The 23,077-nt window shown below is 51.5% G+C and carries 17 protein-coding genes; 9 read left to right on the top strand and 8 right to left on the bottom strand.

Annotated features, from left to right (window positions below; translation table 11 throughout):
* The first annotated feature begins 29 nt into the window (after nucleotides 1-29).
* The 3 genes from recD2 (at nucleotide 30) to DEF47_RS02885 (ending at nucleotide 4,132) form a co-directional block, all read left to right on the top strand.
* Nucleotides 30-2,189, top strand: coding sequence for an SF1B family DNA helicase RecD2 (gene recD2, locus DEF47_RS02875; protein WP_012191143.1), 2,160 nt, complete (start codon nucleotides 30-32; stop codon nucleotides 2,187-2,189).
* Between the two features lie 122 nt (nucleotides 2,190-2,311).
* Nucleotides 2,312-3,703, top strand: a complete 1,392-nt coding sequence (locus tag DEF47_RS02880) for a Mur ligase family protein (protein ID WP_012191144.1) — start codon at nucleotides 2,312-2,314, stop codon at nucleotides 3,701-3,703.
* 12 nt (nucleotides 3,704-3,715) lie between these two features.
* Nucleotides 3,716-4,132: a cupin domain-containing protein gene (locus DEF47_RS02885; RefSeq protein WP_041304684.1), complete on the top strand. Its 417-nt coding sequence runs from the start codon at nucleotides 3,716-3,718 to the stop codon at nucleotides 4,130-4,132.
* A 104-nt stretch (nucleotides 4,133-4,236) separates the two neighbouring features.
* Here the strand turns inward: DEF47_RS02885 and DEF47_RS02890 are convergent, their stop codons facing one another.
* Nucleotides 4,237-5,985, bottom strand: coding sequence for a DUF8814 domain-containing protein (locus DEF47_RS02890; RefSeq protein ID WP_012191146.1), 1,749 nt, complete (start codon nucleotides 5,983-5,985; stop codon nucleotides 4,237-4,239).
* Between the two features lie 253 nt (nucleotides 5,986-6,238).
* On the opposite strand from DEF47_RS02890, the gene DEF47_RS02895 reads away from it, so the two are divergent.
* Nucleotides 6,239-6,886, top strand: coding sequence for a VOC family protein (locus DEF47_RS02895; protein WP_012191147.1), 648 nt, complete (start codon nucleotides 6,239-6,241; stop codon nucleotides 6,884-6,886).
* A gap of 168 nt (nucleotides 6,887-7,054) precedes the next feature.
* Here the strand turns inward: DEF47_RS02895 and DEF47_RS02900 are convergent, their stop codons facing one another.
* The 6 genes from DEF47_RS02900 to DEF47_RS02925 all read right to left on the bottom strand — a co-directional run bounded on the left by DEF47_RS02900 (nucleotide 7,055) and on the right by DEF47_RS02925 (nucleotide 13,971).
* Nucleotides 7,055-7,615, bottom strand: a complete 561-nt coding sequence (locus DEF47_RS02900; protein WP_041304685.1) for an arsinothricin resistance N-acetyltransferase ArsN1 family B — start codon at nucleotides 7,613-7,615, stop codon at nucleotides 7,055-7,057.
* A gap of 63 nt (nucleotides 7,616-7,678) precedes the next feature.
* Nucleotides 7,679-8,827: an acyltransferase family protein gene (locus DEF47_RS02905; protein ID WP_012191149.1), complete on the bottom strand. Its 1,149-nt coding sequence runs from the start codon at nucleotides 8,825-8,827 to the stop codon at nucleotides 7,679-7,681.
* Nucleotides 8,828-9,376: 549 nt separating this feature from the next.
* Complete coding sequence (locus DEF47_RS02910; RefSeq protein WP_012191151.1) at nucleotides 9,377-10,543, bottom strand: CaiB/BaiF CoA transferase family protein; 1,167 nt, start codon at nucleotides 10,541-10,543, stop codon at nucleotides 9,377-9,379.
* Nucleotides 10,544-10,587: 44 nt separating this feature from the next.
* Complete coding sequence (locus DEF47_RS02915) at nucleotides 10,588-12,672, bottom strand: glycosyltransferase family 39 protein (protein WP_012191152.1); 2,085 nt, start codon at nucleotides 12,670-12,672, stop codon at nucleotides 10,588-10,590.
* A complete protein-coding gene (locus DEF47_RS02920) occupies nucleotides 12,669-13,094 on the bottom strand; it encodes a GtrA family protein (RefSeq protein WP_012191153.1) in 426 nt (141 codons plus the stop codon). The genes DEF47_RS02915 and DEF47_RS02920 overlap by 4 nt, the downstream gene beginning before the upstream one ends.
* 139 nt (nucleotides 13,095-13,233) lie before the next feature.
* Complete coding sequence (locus DEF47_RS02925; RefSeq protein ID WP_012191154.1) at nucleotides 13,234-13,971, bottom strand: glycosyltransferase family 2 protein; 738 nt, start codon at nucleotides 13,969-13,971, stop codon at nucleotides 13,234-13,236.
* 180 nt (nucleotides 13,972-14,151) lie between these two features.
* Here DEF47_RS02925 and DEF47_RS02930 point away from each other — a divergent pair, with 180 nt between their 5' ends.
* The 3 genes from DEF47_RS02930 (at nucleotide 14,152) to DEF47_RS02940 (ending at nucleotide 18,592) form a co-directional block, all read left to right on the top strand.
* Nucleotides 14,152-14,721, top strand: a complete 570-nt coding sequence (locus DEF47_RS02930) for a DinB family protein (RefSeq protein WP_012191155.1) — start codon at nucleotides 14,152-14,154, stop codon at nucleotides 14,719-14,721.
* 179 nt (nucleotides 14,722-14,900) lie between these two features.
* Nucleotides 14,901-16,667 (top strand): ABC transporter ATP-binding protein, encoded by a 1,767-nt coding sequence (locus tag DEF47_RS02935; protein ID WP_012191156.1) that lies wholly within the window; start codon nucleotides 14,901-14,903, stop codon nucleotides 16,665-16,667.
* A 71-nt stretch (nucleotides 16,668-16,738) separates the two neighbouring features.
* A complete protein-coding gene (locus DEF47_RS02940; RefSeq protein ID WP_012191157.1) occupies nucleotides 16,739-18,592 on the top strand; it encodes an ABC transporter ATP-binding protein in 1,854 nt (617 codons plus the stop codon).
* Between the two features lie 184 nt (nucleotides 18,593-18,776).
* On the opposite strand, the gene DEF47_RS02945 is transcribed toward DEF47_RS02940, so the two are convergent.
* Complete coding sequence (locus tag DEF47_RS02945; RefSeq protein ID WP_012191158.1) at nucleotides 18,777-19,769, bottom strand: hypothetical protein; 993 nt, start codon at nucleotides 19,767-19,769, stop codon at nucleotides 18,777-18,779.
* Nucleotides 19,770-20,262: 493 nt separating this feature from the next.
* On the opposite strand from DEF47_RS02945, the gene DEF47_RS02950 reads away from it, so the two are divergent.
* Together DEF47_RS02950 and DEF47_RS02955 are read left to right on the top strand one after the other, a co-directional pair.
* Nucleotides 20,263-21,000 (top strand): alpha/beta fold hydrolase, encoded by a 738-nt coding sequence (locus tag DEF47_RS02950; RefSeq protein ID WP_012191159.1) that lies wholly within the window; start codon nucleotides 20,263-20,265, stop codon nucleotides 20,998-21,000.
* Nucleotides 21,001-21,033: 33 nt separating this feature from the next.
* Nucleotides 21,034-23,076 (top strand): glycosyltransferase family 39 protein, encoded by a 2,043-nt coding sequence (locus DEF47_RS02955; protein ID WP_012191160.1) that lies wholly within the window; start codon nucleotides 21,034-21,036, stop codon nucleotides 23,074-23,076.
* The last annotated feature ends 1 nt before the right edge of the window (nucleotide 23,077 follow it).

Consider the following 23,077-nt stretch of genomic DNA (forward strand, 5'->3'; position numbering starts at 1 on the left):
ACTTTTGATTTCTGACTTTTGACGTAACTATGGATCAACTAACAGGCAACCTAGAACGCATCACCTATCGCTCGGATGAAACGGGCTATACCGTGGCGCGTTTGAAAGCCCAAGGCCAGCGCAGCGTGATCACAATTGTTGGGCGTTTGCCCGATGTGCAAGTTGGCGAACAGTTGCAACTTGAAGGCCAATGGATCGAGCATCGAACCCATGGCCGCCAATTTGAAGTTGCTAGCTATCAAACTGCCCGGCCAACTGGCAACGAAAGTATTGTGCGCTACTTGGCATCGGGCTTATTGCCAGGCATTGGTCCAGTCAATGCCCAACGCATCGCTGATACCTTTGGTGAAGCCACGCTCGATGTACTTGATACTATGCCCGAACGCTTACGCGAAGTAAAAGGCTTAGGCACGAAGAAAATTGCCGCAATTATCGTAGCCTGGCAAGAACAACGTGCAATCAAAGCCTTGCTCGAATTGGGCCAAGCCGTTGGGTTAACGACAGGTTTAGCCTTACGCATTTTTCGGCACTATGGCGAGCAGGCTAGCCAGATTGTGCAACACGACCCTTATCGTCTAGCCTTAGAAATTGAAGGCATTGGCTTTCCGACTGCCGACCACATTGCCCAAGCTTTGGGCGTAGCGCGAGATGCTCCCAGTCGGGTGATTGCTGGATTGCGCTATACCCTCAGCATGGTTGCCAACACCGAAGGCCATTGCGCTCTGCCCCAAATCGAGTTAATCGCGCAAACTCAAACCATCCTAGAATTACCCCATGAGCTGATTGCCGAACAATTGGCGGTGGCAACCGAATCAGTGTTATTGGTGCTTGATGGCGATCTAGTCTATTTACCAGCCTATTATCATGCTGAAACCGAGTTAGCACATAACTTGCAGCGCTTGCAACAGCTCCCCAGTGCAATCCAATTGCGCTTCAAGCAGCAAAGCGATGCGATTATTATGCGCCAATTGCATAATGCGAGCTTCGATTTGAGCCAACGCCAAGCCGAAGCCGTGCTGGCCGTGCTCCGCTCCAAAGTGGTGTTGCTAACTGGCGGGCCTGGCACAGGCAAAACCACCACAGTCCGCGCAATTTTGGCCTTGCTCCAACAAGTTGGGTTACGCACAATTTTGGCGGCTCCAACCGGACGCGCCGCCCGTCGTCTCGCCGAAACCACCAATCATCCAGCTGCCACAATTCATCGCACCCTCGAATATAGCGGCGGCGCTGGCAATGACCGCTGGGGCCGCAACGAACATGCCCAACTAGTTGCCGATTTAGTGGTCATCGACGAAACCTCAATGCTCGACATTGTGCTGGCCCATCATATGGTCAAGGCCTTGGCTCCAACCACCCATTTGCTCTTGGTTGGCGATCCTGATCAGTTGCCAGCAGTTGGGCCAGGCGCTGTATTGCGCGATTTGTTGGCTAGCAACCGCATCACAACCGTCCATTTGGATACGATTTTTCGCCAAGCCGCTGATAGCCAAATTATCACCAATGCCCATGCAATCAATCAAGGCCAGTTACCCAGCGTCAATCAAGGTGATTTCTATTGGTTTCCGCGCAGTAACCCAGCCGAATGCGGTGCGATGATTGTGGATTTGTTGACTACCCGTATTCCACGCCAATTCCCGCAATTTGATCCTCTGCGCGATATTCAGGTGTTGGCAGCAACCCATCGGGGCGCGGCAGGCGTGCTCGAATTAAACAGCCAACTGCAAGCAGCACTCAACCCGCCAAACACCACTCGCCAAGAAGCCACGATTGCTGGCACGCTCTTTCGCGAAGGTGATCGGGTTATTCAAACCCGTAACAATTATGATCTCGATGTCAGCAATGGCGATTTAGGCCTGATTCAAACGATTGATCTCGAAGAACGCACGGTTAGCGTTTATTTTGACGATACTCGCAACGTCGTCTATCAGTGGAATGAGTTTGATGAAGTGGCCTTGGCGTATGCAATTAGCGTACATAAAGCCCAAGGCTCAGAATATCCGGTGGTGATTGTGCCAATGTTGCGTTATTACAATGTGCTGCTCAACCGACCGTTGCTGTATACCGCCATCACTCGCGCTCGTCAATTGGTGATTCTGACTGGCGATTGGCAGGCCGTCGAATTTGCGATTGCCCAACGCCGCAGTGGGCAGCGCATCACGGGGTTAAGCCAACGCTTTGGGATGCATTGATGGATGTCTCGCAGGATCAAGCGCTGCGCTGTGGAAGTGTCAAACATCCTACACTTAAATATTAGCCTTTTATGCTACTCTATGCACAGCATATTGTGAGCTGGTTGCGATTGAGGATACCGATGACGATACGAGAGCATGTTGCATTAAGTGTTGCGCAAATGGCGCAATGGGCAAGCCGCCAGTTTGGCTTTGGTGGCGGCACAAATTTGCCTGGCCGAATTGCTCGGCGGATTGCGCCCGATGTACTGCGCCATCAAACTAAGCGCTTATCCGGCGGGGTGGTGTTAGTTTCAGGCACGAATGGCAAAACTACGACCAGCCGCATGATTGCAGCAATTTGTAGCCAGCAAGGCCAACCCGCCTTGCACAATCGCGCTGGGGCCAATTTGATCACCGGCTTAACTGCGGCTACGCTTGATTTAGGCATTTGGGGCCAGCCGCACTATCAACGGGCCTTGTTTGAGGTTGATGAAGCCCATTTACCTGCGGCGATTGCTGAAACCCAGCCACGGGTGGTGCTGTTGCTCAATCTCTTCCGCGATCAGCTTGATCGTTATGGTGAGGTTGATACGCTAGCCGCCAAATGGCAAAAAGTACTTGCCAGCTTGCCGAGCACCAGCACGGTCGTTTTGAATGCTGATGATCCGGCGGTGGCCGATTTGGCGACCGGCTTGCAAGCTCAAGTACTCTTTTATGGCCTAGAAGATCAACGCCATGGAAACGATGCCCTGCGCCATGCCGCCGATTCGATTTTCTGTCGGCGTTGTGGCCAGCCCTATCGCTACGAGCCAGCCTATTATGGCCATATTGGGCGCTATCATTGCCCAGCTTGTGGGCATCGGCGGCCTGAGCCAAACGTTATTTTGCGCCAATTGGAGCTCGATGGCACGCGTGGTAGCACATTGCGGGTGATTGCGGGGCAAAACCAAGGGCAGCAAGCTCTCGAATTAAATTTACCCTTGCCTGGGCTTTACAATGCGCTTAATGCCTTGGCCGCGATCGCCGCAACCAGTGCCTTGAATGTACCTTTGCCAATCATCCGCAACGCATTAGAGCAATTTAGCGCCGCCTTTGGCCGAATCGAACGCTTTGAATATCAGCAAAAATCGGTGTTGATGGCGCTGATTAAAAATCCAATTGGGGCAAGCGAAACGGTACGCATGATTACGAGCGGCAGCCAAGCACCGCTTAATCTGATGATCGCAATCAACGATAAAATTGCCGATGGCACTGATGTTTCATGGCTTTGGGATGCCGATTTTGAAGCATTAGCTGGCCATACACAGCGGATTGTCGTGAGTGGCACGCGGGCCGCTGACATGGCTAATCGCCTAAAATATGCAGGAATTGACCAGCACCAATTGCAGGTAGAGCCAGATTTGGCTCAGGCCTTTGATCTAGCAATTGCTGGCGATGAGCCGTTGACGATGTTGCCGACCTATACTGCCATGCTTGAAATGCGTGAGGTATTGGTTGAACGAGGCGTACTCAAGCCATTTTGGGAAAGCTAAGATTACGGGGGAATGCTGATGACCGACCAAGCGAGCTGTGTCATTATTCGACCAAACGAGCAGACCGGATTTGCTGGCAAACAAGGCCTCGATTATTTTAGCGGAATCGCTGCGGAAACTGCGGGATCGCAAGCAATTTGTATGCATATGTTGCGCATGCCAGCAGGAGCACGGGCCAAAGCGCATCACCACGAAAACCACGAAACGGCAATTTACATGCTTAGCGGTACCGTCGAAATGTATTATGGGCAACAATTAGAACACCATGCGGTGGTAAACGCTGGCGAATATGTGTATATTCCAGCTGGAATGCCACACTTCCCATTTAACCCGTACACTGAAGAAGCCGTGGCAATCATTGCCCGCACCGATCCTCACGAGCAAGAAAGCGTTGTGTTACGCCCTGATTTAGAACGGTTGAGCAGTTGATTTTAACCTAGAACGAGCCGATCAGCCCGTGAGGTACACAGCGCAAAACTCCCGTTATCAAGCTTGATAACGGGAGTTTTGGTCATTGCGTTCGTTGCCCAATTTTAGGGTTGTTGAATCATCAACGGTTCAGCTGAGGTAGCTTGGGCATTCGGCGGGAACTCGCCAGTATTACCAGCCCAGTCACGCGCCCGCGCACGAAAGCCATAGGTACTATTTTCGGCATCAGCAGCGCTTACATCAATGATAAAGGTATCTTTCAGTTCGGTCGTTGTGACCAACCAATCGACCCATTCACCACCATTGCGTTGCACCTGTACATCGAAACTAGCCACCCCTGTGCTATCGTCTTGGCCGTTCCAATGCACCTCGTAGCGGCCCGCGCCGAGATCCTTGACATCGATGATGGTAGCGTTTGGTGCAGTGTTATCGGAGCGCGGCAACCAAGCCATGGCATCGTAACGCACGCTCAAGCCCTCTTCACCAGTCACATCATCGAGCCGAATTTCATTACCACCCTTGAAGTAATAGACCCCCAAAGAATACCATTTATTCTGATTGGCCTCTTGATCGACGCGTACTTTGGTATTGCTGCCGTCGTGAGCAATCACGTAGGTGGCATTTTTGGTGGCTGGCTCGCCACACGGCGGAATATAGGCCATCACCTCGTAGAAACCAGGGTTGGTAATTGGCGCTTTCCAAACCCCAAGGTTATCAACTTGGCTTTCGTTGGCGACGCTCTTGGTCCAACGGTGTGAACCATTGAAACCACAGCGAGCATCGAACCATGTGCCTTGCATTTCGCGGAAGCTATTATCGCGATTATCGACCAAGATCGAGCCTGCTGGCGGCAAGGCCACTGGCAATGGAGTTGCGGTAACATTCGGGGTTGGGGTTGCCGCAGGCGTGCCAGCCCCAGGATCGTAGCCTTCCCACAAGAATGTTACTTCAACCCAGGCATTATCCGGAATACCTAAATCCCAGAATGTTCCATCGGCGATATCAATGCCGTTGGGTAAATTCGGGCGGCGACCACGCTCATCGCGCCCGCCATTGTAGCCATCATAATAGGCGGCTTGAGCCTCGGGCAAACCGCGTGGCAAATCTTTCCACGACTGACGATTGGTTGACCAATAGTCATCACGGGTATTCCACGGCCCTACATCCCAAACTGGCACAACCTTGGAGCGACCTTTGTAGGTCACGCGCACTTGGTATTCATAACCCCGATACGATGAGAGTGCTCGCCATGAAGGCAAGGCCACAAATTGATCGTATGGGCGAATGATATGGCCGTTAGCCGTCCGATGGCCGACCAAACCCTCGCGAGTGGCATAAATTCGGTAGGTTGGTGCTTGCGATTCAGCCTGAATCGTCATACCATCTGACCATTCAGCCACCATTGTGACCGAACGCGCCCGTGGTGATTCGCCATTGGCCAAAAGCCACAAACGATATTGAATCACGCTACTTGGGCGTTCGAGCGCAACTCGGCCACCACGTGGAGCCTCTTGCCACATCTGCCACGAACCGCTGGGATTTTTGCCACGCACATCAAAGCGCACAGCACTCCCAGTCGTCAAGGTTGTATCGGTATCAATTACAACCGCAGCAACGACTGATTCAAATTGATGCTCGGAAGAAAGGTAACTACCTGCTTGCGGATAATCACCAACGAATGCAGGAGCGGGAGGGGCGTTGGGAGCGAGGGTGATAGTGCCACTGCCGACCAACCCATCAAAGCTGCCAGCCGTTAAATCATCAACCCAAACTTGCTCTGGACCAGCATTAATCGTCAATACTGGCATAATCAAGAGGGCAATGGCGACGGCGGCGAGCAAATAACGCCGCATAATCGACAACCTCCTACAAGTGTGAATTCAGCCCACGAACCACAGCAAGGCAATACATGGCCATAAACTCCACGTTCTTAGCGTTCATGGCAACAAACATCTCAACAGGGAGATGGGGCTTGGAGGCCAATCATAGCGGGTTGATACCTTAAAGTCAATAATAATTTTCAGCTAATTATCAGGTTTTTCTCAGTTTGGGCTATTTTGGGGCCACATATATGCTAAAAATAGCCATAAAAAAGGAGTTATTCCAATGATGCCGTTAGCCACATGGATCGATCATTTAGTTGTCACTGCGCCCGATCTCGCACTGGGCGTGGCCTATATCGAAGATTTGTTGGGCGTGCCGATGCAGGCTGGTGGCCAACATCAGGCGATGGCAACCCACAATTGTTTGCTCAAACTAGGCGAGCATTGCTACCTCGAAGTGATCGCGCCTGATCCAACGCTGGCTGCACCCGATCGCCCACGCTGGTTCGCATTAGATTCGTTGCAGCCAACCAGTGCTCCGCGCTTGGCAACTTGGGTCGCGCAAACAATCCTGATTCAGGCGGCAAGCGAATTGCTGCACCAACAACTTGGGGTGGTCACGCCGATGCGCCGTGGCGATTTAGCTTGGCAAATCACGATTCCCGCCGATGGCAGTTTGCCGTTTGCTGGCGTTGCGCCAATGTTGATCGAATGGCCACGCGAGCAACATCCAATCCAGCGATTAACCGATCAAGGTTGTCGTTTATTGCAGTTGGAGCTACACCACCCTCAGGCCAGCCAGATCGAAATCATGCTCAGCCAAATTGGTATGAAGGATGTAATTCGTTGGCAAACTGCCGCCCAGCCACAATTAATCGCCACGATTGCAACCCCAAGCGGGATCAGACACATCGAGCAAGCGCCAGGATGAAAAGTGAGGGGCTAGGGGCTAGGGATCAGTGGGTAGGAATTGGGGCTAGATTTTAACGCAGAAGCGCAGAGGATAGATCAAGGGGCTAGGTTTACTACGCAGCCACAGCAGAAACGAAAGTAGCCTTCGTAGTTGCCAGCCCCGTGTGGATCAGATCAAACTTAACCCCTAGCCCTTAGCAACTGATTCCTTGTTTGGATCAAACTTGCGTGGCGCGACTGGAGCTTGATCGCCAACTTGTAACTGACATTGCCACCAACCAACATCATGCCAACGCTCGTGTTTAAAGCCTGCTTGGCGATAAACCCCAACTGGCGTAAAACCCAACGCCTCATGCAAACCAACACTTTTAACATTGGGCAAGGTGATACCAGCATAGGCCGAATAATAGCCAAGCCCACGCAAAATCGCTAAAAGCTGTTGGTATAACGCCCGACCAACACCTTGGCGCTGGGCAGTATTAGCCACATACACGGTGGTATCAACCGACCATTGATAGGCCGCCCGCGTTCGGTGCTGGCTGGCATAAGCATAGCCTTGCACCACAGCCTGTTCATCACACCAAACCAGCCATGGGTATGATTCGAGCGTTTTGCCGATACGCTGGCCCATTTCAGCCACACTTGGAGTTTCTATTTCAAATGAGATTACGGTTTGCTCAACAATTGGCGCATAAATCGCCTGAATAGCCACCGCATCAGCCACCGTCGCAACACGAATTTCAGCCATAGCCACCTCAACTAAAAAGAAACCAGCCCTCTGCATGATAGCTGAAAAGGGCTGGTTTGAAAGTTAGGCAGCGTCAGCGTTGAGGGCTGGGCGAACTTCTGGATCACGCGGTTCAACCGCAGGTTTGGCATTGTTTTTCAGCGACATTGGATGTTCAACCACAATAAATAACGCTGCGCCAACCACCAGCGTCAAGCCAAACATCAACGGCAAGATCAGCCAAAAGAACCAGCCAGCCGTCGGGGTAGCGGGCAGTAATTTAGCAAGCAGCATAAAGCCTGCATGCAAGGCCAAGCCATGAATCAAATAATACGAATAGCTCATATTGCCCAACCAACGCAGTGGTGTCCACGAAAGCGCTTGTTTGAGCCACGATTCAGTTTGGCTAAAACAGTGCCAGCATACCAGCAAAAAGCCACTGAAAATTAATGTAAACCGAATCGCATTACCCAGCGTGCCAGTCAGCGGCAACAACGGTGCACAGGTTCCCATAACCAAACCAAGCAAGCCGAGCCAAGCCGCTGGCGTGCGCTCGCGATACGATTCCAACAATTCGTGCAGCAAAATGCCAGCAATAAACATCGCCAATTTCAGCGGGCCTTGCCAGATGATACAAACGGCGGTGAGCACCACGCCAACCACGCTGAAAAAGCCGATCCGCCATTGGGGGGTTTTGCCACGCAAGCCAATCGCCACGACGATGACTGGCATAATCAGATAATAAAATACTTCATAACTCAGCGACCAAGCCACCGTAATCATTGGCTCAATCGGCAGCAACCCAGGCAAAAAGATTAAGTTTTGAATGAAATAGAGCGTTGCAGCAGTTACGCCGCTGGGGATTTTGCTTTCAGCCGGAAAAAGAATTGATAACCCCAGATAGACCATGAAAATCACAAAGAATGTCGGGTAGATCCGCCGAATTCGTCGCCCAATAAAGCCCATATAGGCTTGCTGACGTTTAATCAATGAGGCATAAATTAAGTAGCCACTGAGCACGAAAAATAAATCAACCCCAGTGTTGCCAACCATTGCCAATGCATTATTAATCGTTGCGGTTGGGCTATCGCTGAATAACCACGGCTGAATTGAACTACGAAAGTGCACCAAAAACACCAGAAAAACTGCGATTCCGCGCAAGCCTTCCATCGAGCGCAGGTTGGTTCCTGCTAAACCACGGGCTAGCTCAAAGCGCTGCCGAAAAAATGCCATAATGCCTCCTCAGCAAAATTCGCCAACCAATCGATGCCCCACACTGCAAAAAACTCAGAACTCAAAGAATCACCGCCACAGGCAGCAACAATGCCAAACAGTTCAGCGTCGATGGGATATCAGTGTGAGGATCGCAGGCTGCGATTGATACGACCTAGTATAGTAGAAATGAATCAATTGATCAAGAACTCGATCTAAATAAAAAAGCAACTTTATCGTCAAAAATAAAGCTGCCTCCTTACATTATTGTTGCTAAAATTATCTTTAGCAAATCAATTATCATTATTCATCGAATGCAGATTAATTCTGCTTAGCATTATTCGTTTGGCCCTGTTCAATCAAAATATTGGCATTATTTTGGGTCTTGTTGATCGCAATCGAACGATTATTAACAATATTTAATGAATTCGATTATCCAAACAATGCTCAGCCTGAGCATTTGACCAAAATAGCCCGAAACCAGCAAACAAGCGTTCGTCCAGCATCAAAGATCCTAACAGCTATCGGTACTAGCAACTTTAGCAGAGTCATGGCGGGGTTGCAATTAAATCAGTCGGTTTTAGATGGTACTTTTGGGTTAAATTGTTGGTGAATTTCTTGGCTATGTTGTCCCAGTAGTGGTGGGGCCAAACGAATACTCGCGGGTGTTGCCGAGAATTTAAACGGAATTCCCAAGACTTTTAAATCACCAATCGTTGGGTGTGGCACACTGACCACCATTTCACGTGCCAACACCTGCGGGTCGTTCAACACTTGACCAACGCTGCGCACTGCGCCCACCGGAATGCCCGCCGCCTGAATTAACGCCACCCACTCGGCGCTTGGTTTTTGGCCGAACTGGTGATTCAGCAAATCAACCAATGCGCTGCGGTACTGCACTCGTTGCGGGTTGGTGCTAAAGCGTGGATCTTCCGCCCAAGCTGGTTGTTGCAAAACAGCACATAACTGTTGCCATTGGCGATCATTGCCGACGGCCAAGGCAAACGCGCCATCGCTGGCCTCAAAGGTTTGATAGGGCACAATCGTAGGGTGAGCATTACCATAGCGGTTTGGCTCCTCGCCAGTTACCAAATAGGCACTGCCAACATTCGCCAACCAAGCAACTTGGGCTTCTAACAGCGAAATATCAATATGCTGCCCCAAACCTGTGCGTTCTCGGGCATACAACGCCGCCAAAATCGCGTTGCTCGCCAACATTCCAGTCGTCAAATCGACGACAGCAACTCCAACTTTGCTGGCCTCGCCCTCGGCGGGTCCGGTAATGCTCATCAAACCTGCAGTCGCTTGCACAATAAAATCATAGCCTGGCAGCTCAGCTTCAGGCCCAGTCGCGCCCATTCCGCTGATTGTGAGCGTGATCAAACGGGGATTTTGCTCGCGCAGGCTGGCTAAACTCAAGCCAAAGCGTTCGAGCGTGCCAGGCCGAAAGTTCTCAACCACAATATCGGAGTGGTTGGCGATTGTGCGAATCAACGCAGCATCAGTGGCAGTTTTGAGATCGGCGACCAATGAGCGTTTATTGCGATTGACCGCCAAATAGTAGGCGCTCTCGCCAGCAACAAACGGCGGCCCCCAGCGGCGGGTATCATCGCCTTGCGGCGCTTCAACTTTAATCACATCAGCCCCAAGATCGCCAAGAATCATGGTGCAATATGGGCCTGCCAGCACCCGTGAGAGGTCGAGCACGAGCAGGCCATCGAGCGGAGAACTCAGCATTGAGCAGTACCGTTAACTAGAAGGAAGTAACTTCCTCAGGCGAATTATTCGCCACAACGATACAATGATGAATTGTTTTGAGCAAATTGTGCGCCACCAGTGTTGCCATTGGTGGGGGCTGCTTGAGCATTTGGCATTTGGCCATTTGGCAAATCAAAGCCTGCTTGACTGTTCGGTGCATCAGTGACTGCCGTACAGTTTTGCTGGACCCAAGTTTGCACCGTTGAACTGCCACCACGGCCAGCGCCGCCCATACCGCCAGTCATGATGTAGCGCAATTTGCCGTCGGCTACCAACTGGGCAATATCAGCGGCATCAATCACCGGATCACTGCCGGAGAAACCGCCCATCATCAAAACAGGCCGCCCAGTTTCAATCACCAACGACGAACCCATCATCGAGCTTGGCACGGCGAGCATATAGTAAGTATCGCTAGTACGCTCTTGTAGATAGGTTGCCAAAGCGCTGGGGCTGCTGCTATCCGAGCGGTTACGATTGCCAGCAAAGCCCGCCGCAAAGCCAGTGGCATTATCGGTTGGGGCAGCGGCGCTGGGCAAGGTTGTATTCATTTGCTCCATCGCCGACGTTTTGTAGGCCCATTCACTAGGGATGAGCAGAATCGCGGCGATGCCAACCGCCGTTGCTGCCACCCGCCACGAAGCTCGGAATGCCAAGCCAGCCGCCACCAGCGCCAACCCAAGTGCCACTGAGGGAATCAGCCAGCCGCTGACGCTGGGCTGCGCAGCAATCACTTGCACTACCAAGGCCGCTGCTACCAAACCAATGAGCCATAAACCAACGATCTTGCTGGCGCTGCGTCGCCAAACCGTGATGCCAATTGCCAGTGTGCCGGCAATCGCCGGAGCAATCGTAGCGCTATAGTAGCCATGCGAAAAACCAGCAAAACTCAGCACGACAAAGGCAGTAACCAGCCAACCAGCCCAGCCCCAAACATCGGCATCGGGCCAGCGGCGTTGCTTGATGTAGTGGGCAGCCAAGCCAACCACGGCGAAGAGTGCCGCTCCTAGCAACCAACCAATGTTAGTGTTCATCGGTGAACTGAACATTCGGAATAAACCCGATTCGCCGCTATCCATGCCTGGGCCACCGCCACCAGTGCGGCCAGTTTGGCCGCCAAATTGGCCGCGCATGCCTTCATCGGTCATACCGTTGGGCGGAGTTTGTGCGTTGCCATTGGGCATTGCAGGCATTTGAGCATTACCATCGGTGGCATTGGGTCGCTGGCGATCATCAGTTGTTGGAATTGCGCCGCCCATGGCTTGGCCTTCGCGTCCAGTCAAGCGCTCAACCCCGTTGTAGCCCAAAATCAAGTTGACAACCGAGTTGGTATCGCTACTACCGATGTATGGCCGTTCGCTGGCTGGAACCAGATCAACCGCGATTGCCCACGAAAAGCTGACCGCCAACAGCACAGGTGTGGTCAGTCCAAGTTGCCAAAGCTTACGCCACCAGCCAGTTTTGGCAGCAAAAAAATACATCGCATAAAAGGCTGGCAAGGGCAAAAAGGCCTGTAGCATTTTGATATTAAAGCCGAGGCCAACCACTGCACCTGCCAATAACAAATATTTAGTGCTGGCACGTTCGGTTGCCACCAAAAACAAGGCCATCGCCCCAACCAAAGTCACGATCAACAACGCATCAAGATTGTTAGTACGTTCGACGGCGATGCTAATTGGGCTAATCGCCTGAATCGCTGCCGCCAATAAGCCTGCCGACCGCCCCCAGCGCCGCGCCACAATCCAATATAGCAGGCCAATTGTGGCTAGCCCAGCCAAAACTTGCGGCAGCACCACCACTGTGCCACTAACCCCAAACAACTTGCCAAAAATCGCCTGAATCCATAACCCTAGCGCTGGCTTGTCAATTGTGACTGAGCCACCAGGCTCGGCTGCTGCAAAGAAGAAGTTATGCCACGATTGGGTCATGGCAACGGTGGCGGCGGTGTAGTAGGTATTGCCTTCAGCTACAGCAGCGAAATTCTGCAAACGCAGCCAGCCAGCACATAGCAAAATGATACTCAGCAGGACCAACGCTTGGCTACGGGTTAATTGGGCAATCCGCCAAGCCAATGGGCGGCGCAGATTGCTCGTCGTGGTTGATGCGCTCATGCGACCACCTCATGTTCAAGATTAAATGTCCAAATTCGATTCAAACCAAAATTCCAAGCAAAACCAACCATCGTCGCCACTCCCTTGGCTAGCACATAGCCATGGCTTTGCCAAAGATCATTGAGCGGAGCTTCGGTTACGGCCACAATCAAGGTATTGATCACCAAGGCGCTTAGGCTAATTGCCCCAAAGCGTAAAAATTGCGGCAACCAAGCGGGATTGTTGCTGGCAAACGTCCAACGGCGATTCCACCAAAAGTTATTGATGATGCCGACGCTGTAGGAAACAATGTTGGCCAAAATCGTCGCCCAACCCAGCATTTTGAGCATGCCCAGCAAGATCAGATCGACCAAGGTTCCGCTGAGGCCAACCAAGGCGAAACGCCACCAACGTTGCCGATCTTCAGCGATTAAAATAGTCATGGAAACGTCCTCCGACCGTGGTTTTGTAACAACTGCTAAATAGCCATGACGTACCGCTTCGATCTCCATTGATGTGGCTTGCGCAAACTTGAGTGTAAACAGCACAGCGCAATTGGTACACAACTGGCTTAATCTCGATTTAGAGGATGGCGGGCTTGGTTGTGCGGCTCTCGCGATTGAGCACGCGATAAAGCTGCAATAATTCACGAAACGCCCGCAAAATAACGCTCAATTTGGCTCCAGTTGGCTTGCCTGCAACCCGTGGGCGATGGCCAATAATCGCCACTTCGGCAATCTGAAAACCTGCGCGTTTGGCCCGCACTAATAATTCAGCGCTAAAGGTGGCCCCGCGTGATTGCACCTGTTGGCGCAGCGTATCGATCACCCGTTGATCGAGCATTTTGAAGGCGCAATCGATATCGCGAGCGGTGTAGCCAAACAAAAGCGTCACCAAATGGCTCCAACCCCAGCCATTCAAGCGGCGCAACACTGGGTCGCGGCGCGGTGCACGATAGCCCACCACCAACGGCGCATGATGGCGACGCGCCACCAATTTTTCCAATTCAGCCAAATCAAATTGACGATCTGCATCGCAGAAAAAAACCAATTTGCCCATGGCGTTGGTTAGGCCTGTCCAAACCGCTGCGCCATAGCCTTGGTTCATGTCGTGATTGATTAAATGCACCTGGTGATGGCGGGTTGCCACATCGCGCACAACGTTGGCAGTCTGATCGTGGCTGCCATCATTGACCACCACAATCTCGCCGTTCAGGCCAAGCTGGTTGAGCACTTGAATGGCATCGAGAATGCTGGCTTCAATATTTTCAGCCTCGTTATAGGCCGGAAAAACAATCGAAAGATCGGGCTGCGAATCCATTGGCGGGCCTCCTAAACACACGAGCGATTGGTGGTCGGTGCTTGTCATAGCACTAGAATGTTTGCTTGGCTTTACTATCGGCCAGCCGTGTGAAAAAATCGTGAATAAACATCGCTAAATTTGTGTAGAAGCTGGGGTACACTGAATATTGTTTCAACTTGGCAATAGGAGTGGTGTGTTATGATCGATTTTGGGCCGTTGAAGGAAGGGAAACTAACGTTGGGCGAGCTTGGGGCAAGCTTGAGCAAGCAAGATCTATGGGATGCAACCGACGAGATGATCGGCGACCTACTCGGTTTATTAACTGATGCGGTTGATGCCGATATCGTCTTTGTGCCATCCGATCCCAAGGCCAATGATCCTGGAGCTTCAGAGGAAGAAAAGGATATGGCTTGGACGTTTGGCCATTTGATTTGCCATGTGACTTCGAGCAACGAAGAGGCCGCCTTAACCGCCTTGGCCATGGCTTCGGGCATTTTGCCTAATGAACGGTTGCGCTACGAAACCCCATGGCGCGATTTGCAAACCCTTGAGCAAGCTCGCCAACGCCTCGAAGAAAGCCGCCGTATGTGCCTGAGCATGCTCGATGCATGGCCCGACCAACCCCATCTTGAAATTAGCAAAGTGTTGTATGAAGCATGGGGGCCGCTCAACGCCCATGGCCGCTACTTCCTTGGTTTGAAGCATTTAAACGATCATGTTGCGCAATTTCACGAAGTAATGCGCCAAGCCAAAGCCGCCCGCAGCTAAATTTCACTTGCCAGAAAACAAGGACACATCGCGATTAAGCTGATGTGTCCTTGTGGTTTAACCCATGATCTAACCGTTTGGAACATGATCATGCGACCAAAGACTGATATTGTTATGCACATTTTAGCATATACTATATAGTCTGCTGGTTCGGGATAACCATCAAAAAGGAGGCATGCGTGAAGCATCTAGATCAGTATCGACGGCTACTGGCGCACCTACGGCCTTACCCTAGGCAAGTGTTCTATGCCTATGGTTCTACTCTATTGGCGGTTGGTTTAAACATCGCAATTCCGCAATTGCTCAAACAAGCAATTGACGAAGGCATTGCTAGCGGTTCAAGTCGTGCTTTGCTGATTACAGCACTGATTATTTTGGGCGTGGCGGTGGTACGGGTAATTTTTGGCTTTGCTCAACGCTACTATGGCGAATGGCTGAGCTTTCGAGTGGCCTATGATTTACGCAATCGTTTTTACGATGCGATTCAACGGCTGCCATTTTCGTTCCATGATCGCTCACAAACTGGCGACCTGATGAGCCGCGCCACCAGTGATATTACCGAAACTGAGCGCTTTGTTGGGGTTGGGCTACTCGAACTTAGCTCAACTATGCTCTTACTATTCGGCATTATCGTGGCGATGGTCGTTGAAGATTTACGCTTGACTGGCTTGGCACTCTTGCCCTTGCCTGTGCTGCTCTACGCCACAATTCGCTTTGGCAACACGGTTGAGCCGCTGTTTACCAAAATTCAAGAGCAAATGGGCAAGCTTTCGACTATGATGCAAGAAAGCCTGACTGGTATTCGCGTGGTCAAGGCTTTTGCGCGTGAGCCATATGAACTTGAAAAATTTGATCGTGATAATGGCGAGTGGTATAACCGCCGTTTTGCGGTAATTCGCATTTGGGGCAATAGCTGGCCCTTTTTCAACTTTTTGGTCGCCATCAGCGTGATTATTTTGCTCTGGATTGGCGGACCACAGGCGATGAACGGCACAATTACGGTTGGCTCGTTATTCGCGATGATCAGCTATGTGCTATTGCTGAATAACCCTGTGCAACGCTTGGGCTTTACCGTCAACTTGGCAGCGACAGCGGTAGCAAGCTCGGCTCGCGTATTTGAAATTATCGATACGTTTGATGAATTAGCCGATAAAGCTGATGCCCATTCGTTGGAGCATGTGCAGGGCAACGTTAAATTTGAGCATGTTTCGTTTGCCTATCGCGAAGGTGGCCGCCCAACGTTGCACGATATTTCGTTCGAGGCCAAGCCTGGTCAAGTTGTGGCCTTGATGGGGCCAACTGGCTCAGGCAAAAGCACGATTACCAATCTCATCCCACGCTTTTACGACCCAATCGAAGGTCGGGTGTTGGTCGATGACCACGACGTGCGTGATTTGGCAATTCAAAGTTTGCGCCAACAAATTGGGATTGTACTGCAAGATTCATTTTTATTTAGCTCAAGCATCGCCGATAACATTCGCTACGGTCGGCCTGAGGCCAGCGATGAAGAAGTGATTGCGGCAGCCAAAGCAGCGCGTGCTCATGATTTTATTTTGCATTTTAGCGAAGGCTACCAAACCAAAATTGGTGAGCGTGGCGTGACCCTCTCTGGTGGTCAACGTCAGCGCATCGCGATCGCTCGTGCCTTGTTGCTCAACCCACGCATTTTAATTTTGGATGACTCGACATCGAGCGTTGACACGGAAACTGAGCACTTGATTCAACAAGCGCTTGAACAACTGATGCAAGGCCGCACAACCTTTGTGATTGCCCAACGCTTGCTGACGCTGAAAAATGCCGACCAAATTTTGGTGCTCGATGCTGGCAACGTCGTGCAGCATGGCACGCACACCGAGCTACTGGCCCAACCAGGCTTGTATCGCACCATCTACGATCTGCAACTCAAAGATCAAGAGGAAAGCCTTGTTGAAGAACAAAGGGCATAGAACATAGAGCATAGGACTTTGTTGGTGTTTTTTGACTTTTGACTTCTGCCTTTTGATTTTATGAGGGTGTTATGACAACCAAAGCTTTAGCACCGTCGCGTAAGCGCGATGATGAAATAGAAAAAAAGGTCGCCGATTTATTGCCCAAGGACGATGAAAATAGCTTGGGCAAGGCCTATGATCCACGGTTGATGCGGCGACTCTTGGCCTTTATCGGGCCATACAAACGCACCATGACCGCCGCAATTGTGCTGATGATTATTGGCACAGTGCTGTCGGTCGTCTCGCCATGGGTGATTGGTCAAGCAATTGACGTGGGAATTAAAGCTCAATCGCTCGATTCGCTCTACACTTGGACAATCATTTTTGCAGTGGTTTCGTTGGGCGAATGGCTTTCCAACCGCTCACGGATTCACTTGCTGGCGATTGTGGGCACGGGCGTGGTTGCCGATGTGCGTTCGGCGCTCTTTCGCCATTTGCAGCGTTTATCGCTCAATTTCTACAATCGCTACAGCGTTGGCCGCTTGATGAGCCGCCTCATTTCTGATGTTGATGTCTTACAAGATTTTGTTACTTGGTCGATTACTGGGCTAACGCGGGCAACCTTCTCGCTGGTTGGCATCACAATTGCCATGCTCTTGCTGAATTGGAAATTAGCGCTGGTAACCTTTGCCGTGCTGCCAATTATGGTCATCGTGACCAACTACTGGCGAGTGCGCGTGCGCCAAGCCTATCGCTCAACCCGCGAACGGATCGCCTTGATCAACGGCTATTTGAACGAATCAATCTCAGGCATTCGGGTAACCAAGAGCTTTGTGCGCGAAGCAGCCAACGGCGAGCACTTCGATGATCTGAATCGCTCATATTTTAACGCCAACACCAGCGCTGCGCGGCTAGCGGCAACCTTTTTTCCCGCTGTCGATTTTATGGGTTCGTTGGCAACGGCCTTGGTCGTGGGCGTGGGCGGTTGGCTGGTGCTCGGCGATAATCTTACGCCGGGGGTTTTGGTGGCGTTTGTGCTATATGTCAGCCGTTTCTTCGACCCAATTTTGGAGTTAGCGCAACGCTACAACACCTTTCAATCAACAATGGCTTCTTCAGAGCGCATGTTTGCCTTGCTCGACACCGAGCCAGATATGCTCGACGCGCCGAATGCCCAAGCCTTGCCTGCCGTGCGTGGTCATGTGATGTTTGATCATGTGTCGTTTGGCTATGCCGACGGCGAGCCAGTGCTGCGCGATGTGACCCTCGAAGCCCAGCCAGGTGAAACAATCGCTTTGGTAGGCGAAACAGGCGCTGGCAAAAGCACGATTATTCGTTTGCTTGGGCGCTTCTTCGATGTCACCGATGGCGCAGTTTTGGTCGATGGTCATGATATTCGAGAGGTAACCCAAGCCAGCTTACGCCAACAATTGGGCATCGTACTGCAAGATACCTTCTTGTTTGGCGGCAGCATCACCGAAAATATTCGTTATGGCCGTTTGGATGCGAGCGATGACGATGTAGTTGCTGCCGCCAAAGCGGTTGGGGCACACAAGTTTATCGAGCGCATGCCCGAAGGCTACGCCACCGATGTTGGCGAAAATGGGGTCAATTTGAGTGTGGGCCAACGCCAAATTCTCTCATTTGCGCGGGCCTTGTTGGCCGATCCGCGCTTGCTGATTTTGGATGAAGCGACCAGCAGTGTCGATACCACCACCGAGCGCCAAATTCAGGCCGCCTTGGATACACTGATGCGTGGCCGAACCAGCTTTGTGATTGCCCACCGTCTGAGCACAATCACCAATGCTAGCAAAATTGTGGTGCTTGATCGCGGCCAAATTAGCGAAATGGGCACGCATGCCGAGTTGTTGGCCCGTCGAGGCCGCTACTACAACCTTTACACCATGCAATGGAGCAAAGGCAACGGCACGATTGGCGAGTAAGAACATAGAGCATTGAACATCGAGCATAGGGGCGCTGGGAATTTCGGTTCTCAGCGCCGCTTAATTTTGATCCACGAAGGGCACGAAGGACACGAAGGGCCGAAACCACGAAGGGCGCAAAGATCGTGAAGGCTGCTTATTCCGCTAGCCCAACCCTGCATCCTGAACACTCAACCTTTTCTGCTTATCGTGGTTTTGCAGGCGTAGCTTTGGTTTCAATGGTTGGGGTAATTGGATGTTTGCTGACGATCATTTCTATCACCGTACTATTGCGTTGCCATTCGACTGAATCGCCTGGGGAAGCAACAACTGCCAATTGGTAAATACCTACTTGCGGCGACCACCTTTCATTGATCTCAACAAAGGTATAGGGTGGCGTATCATCAATTCGATATGGAGTATCTCCATCAAACAGAAAGGCGACATGACCAATCGTTGCGGGGTTTGTATGCACTTGGAGATTAAAATGCTTTGTTGGCAACGAATCAAGGATGATAGTCGCAGGATTGGGCATGGGATCAAAGCCCGGGATTGGCTGGTTTGTATCGCCATCAAGCAAGCTCACCCCTAAAATCTCGATCCTTGGGGCAATCGTCGGAATAGAAATCGTTGGCCAAATAGTAGTGGTTGGATTGAGCACAATCGGCATGCCTTCCAGATCCGTCCATTGATAGGTTTCTAAATTGAACAGAGACTCAAAGTGCCCGCCAACCGAAATAACCAGCGATGGCAACATCTCTCTGACAATCGTCAAGCCGCCTAGCTCGACAGGAAAATGAAAATGATTGATAAATTCACCATTTTTATAAATCGTAAGAAACCCAGCAAGAACCGCGTAATTGGCTGGTTTATGGCGAACGCCATTGGCATCGACGAAAAAATCGTTGCCATTAACTAAGCCATGCCAACAGTTGATGGTAAAACTTGCTGGCCCAGGTTCTTCAGTATAAGTACCACATTCTTTTTGGGTAAAAAGCCGATATTCGCGGGTTGGAGTATTCACAATTGGTTCGTAGATAATCAATGGGGCTTGGGTATGCGATGGTTCAATAGGGCTTGTGGCTGTTTGAAGGGTGGCTGATTGAGCGGAACGTTCGTCATTGCTTATCTGTGTACGACCACAACTTACTGCCAAGATCACGACCACGATCAACCCAATCAACAAACGATAGCGCATCGTAAAACCTCTTCCTTCTTTAATTCTACTCAGTTTGCTATTAGCCTAATGTGTGCAGCCAAGCCCAAGCAATGATAATTAGCTGAAAATGGGCTTATAGTCAAAAAGCTAGGTTAATGATTCACGAAGGTCGATACGGCTATGGGTTCTGCGTTCACATTCCGATCCCCAATCCCCAACTACCGACCTTACAAGAGTAGGTTTTAAGATCCCTCACCCCCGACCCCTCTCCCACGGCGGCGGGCGAGGGGCGTTCCACTGTTCATGATGGAGGGTTCCCCCTCGCCTCGCTCGGCGGGAGAGCGGGCTAGGGGGTGAGGGACTGCCAATCGACGGCGAATCCCATCCAACGATTGTTTAAAACCTACCCTTGTAAGCAACTACCGACCCCCAACTCTTAGGTTCTTTGCTCTATGTTCTTTGTTCTTGTGATTCATCCTGCATGCTGGGCGTTGCGTAGAATATAACTGAAATACATGCTAGGAGTACGCTGATGAAATTGGTTAAACGCCTTGCGATTGGGCTAGTTTTGCTGTTAATCATAGGAGTTGTCGGCTTTGTGGTGTGGGCGAGTAATCCCGCTGCCGCCATGGCAACAGCCAACGAAGCCTTAGTTTCCGACCAAACCGTCACGGTGACAGAAACCGATTGGCTGATTTTTGAGCCAAGCGCAGCACCAACCACAGGCCTAATTTTCTATCCTGGGGCACGAGTTACGCCTGCAGCTTATGCCCCGCTGGCTCATGAATTGGCCAGCGCTGGCTACTTGGTTGTGATTGTGCCAATGCCGCTGAATATGGCAATTTTTGGCTCCGACCGCGCCGATGCGGTGCTGGCGGCTTATCCGCAGATTGAGCATTGGGCGCTTGGGGGGCATTCGTTGGGTGGTGCCATGGCCGCGAAATACACCTATGAACATCCCGATACCATCGATGGTCTGATTCTGCTGGCGGCCTACCCGACGGCCTCGAACAGTTTGGCCGAGCGTGAGCTAGCTAGCAGCATGATTTATGCAAGCAACGATGGATTGGCAACATTAGTTGATATTGAAGCAGCCCGACCACTGATGCCAAGCACCACTCGTTGGGTTGAGATTCAGGGTGGGAATCATGCCCAATTTGGCTGGTATGGTGAGCAATCGGGCGATTTGCCAGCCACCATTAGCCATGCAGAGCAACAACAGCAAACCCTAGATGCAGCGCTAGACGTATTGCAACAACTTGATCAATAATGCTGTGATAGATTGATCAAGTTGGCTGATTACATGGATGAACGTTTTCGTTGGTGGCCGACCATTCGGCGCTATCGACTGATATTAATGCTTTTGCTGGTTGGGGCGGCAGCGGTTCGCTTAGGGCTATGGCTATTGCCAAGCCACCAACCAGCCAATGATGAAGTTGAATACCTCGCGGTTGCCCGCGATTTGTTGGCAGGCCAAGGTTGGCGTTTTTATGATGCGTACCCATGGCTACGTGCTCCGTTGTACCCGCTCTATCTGGCGGCAACCCTCTGGTTAAGCAACAACGATCCCCAACATGCCTTGCTCTTTAATATCGGTTTGAGCCTGATTCACCTGTGGTTGCTGTGGTTACTTGGGCGCGATTGGGCTGGCGATCATCCTCATGCTGAAAAAGTTGGCCTGTGGACAGCTGGCTTGGCTAGTGGTTTGTTGACCTTCGCAACTTTTGCCAATTTATGGATGAGCGAAACGCTCTGGAATGTGCTTTGGGCTAGCAGTTTGCTGCTGATCCTGCGTTGGCAGCGGACGAAACAACTACGTTTTGCCTTGGCAGCAGGCTTAACGATTGGCCTGACGATTCTGACGCGCTCGTTGCCCTTAGCATTTGTGCCAGTATTAATTGGCTGGATGTGGTGGAATTGGCGAGGTTGGCGGAGTGTGCAGCATGGCTTGGCCTTGGGCTTAGTCGCCTGTGCGGTGGTTGCACCATGGTCGTTACGCAATTGGCTGGCTTATGGCCGTTTGATTACGGTTGAAACTGGCTTTGCCTATAATCTATGGGCATTTAGTGAACCAGCACTTGAGCTAAGCGAGATTAATACTATTCTCGCGGCGATACCTAATCCAGCGGAGCGAGCTGATTATGCCTCAGCCAAAGGCCGCGAGTTGTTAGCCGCCGATCCGAGCATTTTGGCGCGTAAGCCTTGGACGAATACGGTGTATCTCTGGCGGATCAAGCCGATTGAGGATCGTTTTATTCAGGCCAATTATTATAGTGATGTGGCTTTACCATATTTAATTGCTGCCTTGATTTTCGATGATATGTGGTATGTGCTGTGTGTCGTGTTGGCACTATGGGGCTTTGCGCGTGCTCCGCGTGATGCCCGCTGGTGGCTGGCCTTGCTCTGGGTGGGTTATATTGTTGGTAGCACGATGTTCACCCACGGCGAGGCCCGTTATCGCCAGTTTTTCTGGCCAATCATGCTGATGTATGCGGCGTTTAGTTTGGCTAAATTACGGGTCAGCACGCCAATTTGGCAACGCTTGGGAGCAAGCGCACTCGGCCTAATCATTGGCTGGGTGATTATTGATCATTCGCCTTGGCAATTGCTGCAACAGCAAATAAGCCGTGGTTGGTGGCGCTGGCAAGCCGACCAAGCCCTAGCGGCTGGCGATTTGGCCCAAGCTGAGGCAGCAAGTTTACGCGCACTCAATCGTTTGCCTTCTGCTGATGGCTGGTTGGCCTTGGCCAACATTAAAGAGCAATTTGGTCAAGCTGATGCTGCACTCGAAGCCTATATTGCTGCGGCCAATCACAACCGCGATTATCCCTTGGCTAGCTATCGCTTAGGCAATTATTTACTCAAACGCGGGGATCTGGCAGCGGCGCGTGAGGCCTGGGCTAACCCCTATGTTGATCGCACCAGCCTGCTGGATTGGGCTTGGCGGTCAGCCGATCGCTCAGCCGAAACACAGATCGATCTTGGGGCTGGCTTGGATATTGGCTTGATCGAGGGATTTTATCCGGCTGAAAACCTGAATGCGAGCACCGCCCGTTGGTCAACCGCTCATGCTCGTTTGCGCCTGCCTGCGGGCGAGGCTGGCGTTGTCCGTTTGCGGATTGCCAATCCACGGCCAGGCGATGCGCCAGCGGCAAACCTGCAAATCTGTGTTAGCGAGCAGCACTGTATCCATGCCGAACTTGGGGCTGAGTGGCGGGTGCTGCATCTGCCACTTGCTGAGAGTTCAAACGAACGTCAGATTGAACTATTGGCTCAGCCATGGCAAGCCCCAAGCGACCAACGTCAGCTGGGCATTGTGGTGGATTGGGTTGAATTAGCGAGGTAAG

This window comes from Herpetosiphon sp. (assembly GCF_003512625.1).
Classification (GTDB): Bacteria; Chloroflexota; Chloroflexia; order Chloroflexales; family Herpetosiphonaceae; genus Herpetosiphon; species Herpetosiphon aurantiacus.

Bases quoted from the DNA above. Each gene is read 5' to 3' on its own strand.
- recD2 (WP_012191143.1), top strand. From the start codon at position 30: ATGGATCAACTAACAGGCAACCTAGAACGCATCACCTATCGCTCGGAT.
- DEF47_RS02880 (WP_012191144.1), top strand. From the start codon at position 2,312: ATGACGATACGAGAGCATGTTGCATTAAGTGTTGCGCAAATGGCGCAA.
- DEF47_RS02885 (WP_041304684.1), top strand. From the start codon at position 3,716: ATGCTGATGACCGACCAAGCGAGCTGTGTCATTATTCGACCAAACGAG.
- DEF47_RS02890 (WP_012191146.1), bottom strand. From the start codon at position 5,985: ATGCGGCGTTATTTGCTCGCCGCCGTCGCCATTGCCCTCTTGATTATG.
- DEF47_RS02895 (WP_012191147.1), top strand. From the start codon at position 6,239: ATGATGCCGTTAGCCACATGGATCGATCATTTAGTTGTCACTGCGCCC.
- DEF47_RS02900 (WP_041304685.1), bottom strand. From the start codon at position 7,615: ATGGCTGAAATTCGTGTTGCGACGGTGGCTGATGCGGTGGCTATTCAG.
- DEF47_RS02905 (WP_012191149.1), bottom strand. From the start codon at position 8,827: ATGGCATTTTTTCGGCAGCGCTTTGAGCTAGCCCGTGGTTTAGCAGGA.
- DEF47_RS02910 (WP_012191151.1), bottom strand. From the start codon at position 10,543: ATGCTGAGTTCTCCGCTCGATGGCCTGCTCGTGCTCGACCTCTCACGG.
- DEF47_RS02915 (WP_012191152.1), bottom strand. From the start codon at position 12,672: ATGAGCGCATCAACCACGACGAGCAATCTGCGCCGCCCATTGGCTTGG.
- DEF47_RS02920 (WP_012191153.1), bottom strand. From the start codon at position 13,094: ATGACTATTTTAATCGCTGAAGATCGGCAACGTTGGTGGCGTTTCGCC.
- DEF47_RS02925 (WP_012191154.1), bottom strand. From the start codon at position 13,971: ATGGATTCGCAGCCCGATCTTTCGATTGTTTTTCCGGCCTATAACGAG.
- DEF47_RS02930 (WP_012191155.1), top strand. From the start codon at position 14,152: ATGATCGATTTTGGGCCGTTGAAGGAAGGGAAACTAACGTTGGGCGAG.
- DEF47_RS02940 (WP_012191157.1), top strand. From the start codon at position 16,739: ATGACAACCAAAGCTTTAGCACCGTCGCGTAAGCGCGATGATGAAATA.
- DEF47_RS02945 (WP_012191158.1), bottom strand. From the start codon at position 19,769: ATGCGCTATCGTTTGTTGATTGGGTTGATCGTGGTCGTGATCTTGGCA.
- DEF47_RS02950 (WP_012191159.1), top strand. From the start codon at position 20,263: ATGAAATTGGTTAAACGCCTTGCGATTGGGCTAGTTTTGCTGTTAATC.
- DEF47_RS02955 (WP_012191160.1), top strand. From the start codon at position 21,034: ATGGATGAACGTTTTCGTTGGTGGCCGACCATTCGGCGCTATCGACTG.